Source organism: Paenibacillus sp. 598K, from assembly GCF_003851045.1.
Taxonomy (GTDB): domain Bacteria; phylum Bacillota; class Bacilli; order Paenibacillales; family Paenibacillaceae; genus Paenibacillus_D.
This window is the reverse complement of the sequence record NZ_BFBX01000194.1, coordinates 1-1,328: the sequence shown is the minus strand read 5'-3', so window position 1 is coordinate 1,328 and position 1,328 is coordinate 1. Positions and strand designations below refer to the sequence as shown.

The window sequence follows — 1,328 nt, the reverse complement described above, 5'->3', positions numbered from 1 at the left end:
CCTGCAACTCCAAGATGCGCCGGTCCAGATCACGGCGACCGTATCAGACACCGCCGACGATAGCACGGATATCACCTCGCAGGCCGAGTGGACCTCGTCCAACGTCTTCGTCGCCACCGTCAGCAGCTCGGGACTGATCAGTCCCAAGGCAGCGGGAACGACACGCATCACGGCGACCTACAAAGGTCTGAGCCGCGATATTAACGTCACCGTATATGGTGCCATGAAGTCCATCTCCGTCGAGAAGACAACGCAGGATGGCTTCGTCGGAGAAGAGCAGGTCTTGCCTGCCGTGACCGGCATCGCCTTGAACGGAGACAGCATGAACATCTCCAAGCTGGTGCGCTGGACCTCGAGCGACGAGCAGATCGTCTCGATCAAGGACGGCAAGTGGAAGGCGCTTAAGCTCGGCGAAGCGACACTGACTGTGACGCTTGGCGGTCGTCAGGTCGACGTCAAGGTCACGGTGCATGACAAGCCGCTGGCACTGCTCAGCGATGTCAGTACGATCAGTGTCGTAACCGGCAAAGAGGTCCGTCTCCCCGAAGTGACCGTCATCTATGAGAACGGCCTGGAGGAGCGTGTCTCGGACCGGATCGAATGGTCGGTGTCCTCGCCCAATCTGCTCGTCCGTGACGGCAATCTGCGCGGCCTGATCGCTTCGCGTGTGACGCTGACCGGCACTTACCTCGGCAAGAAGATCGCCTTCCGCGTCACGATCGAGGAAGAGATCGTCAAGCTGACCGTTGAGCCCGCCGCACTCGAGCTGAATATCGGCCGCTCCAAGTCAGTCAAGGTAACGGGCACATACAAAAACGGCAAAACCGTCTCGCTCGGCAGCAAGATGAACTGGACGATCGCCAACGACAAAGTGGCCACGCTGCGAGGCAACTCGGTGCGCGCGGTGGACGAAGGCACAACCGTGCTCGTCGGCACCTATCAGGACAAAACCGTGAGCGTCACGATCAAGGTCATTCCGAAGCTGAAAAAGCTGACCATCTCCAACTCCTCGCTGCGGCTTGGCATCGGCGTCAACGATAGCGTGAAGGTGCAAGCGGAATACGATACCGGCAAGCTCGTCGACGTCACCTCGTCTGCCGTGTGGACGAGCAGCAATGAGAAGGTGGCGCAAGTAAGCGGCGGCACGATCACCACCAAAGCCAAAGGCTCGGCGACGATCCGCGCCCGCTTCGACGGCAAAACCGTCACCGTGCGCGTCACTGTAAAGTAACCACTACTACAACTACAGTCTCGTGACTCTAACGCTTGCCCTTGGCCTTATTTGGTCAAAATAATAGGTTCTTACAAGCTAACGCTCGCCAGCGAGC

At 58.7% G+C, this 1,328-nt stretch carries 1 protein-coding gene; it reads left to right on the top strand.

From position 1 onward, the window contains the following. Positions 1 to 1,231: Ig-like domain-containing protein (locus tag PA598K_RS34235; protein ID WP_185602406.1), on the top strand; the 1,231-nt coding region annotated here is incomplete at its 5' end. Positions 1,232 to 1,328 lie beyond the last annotated feature (97 nt).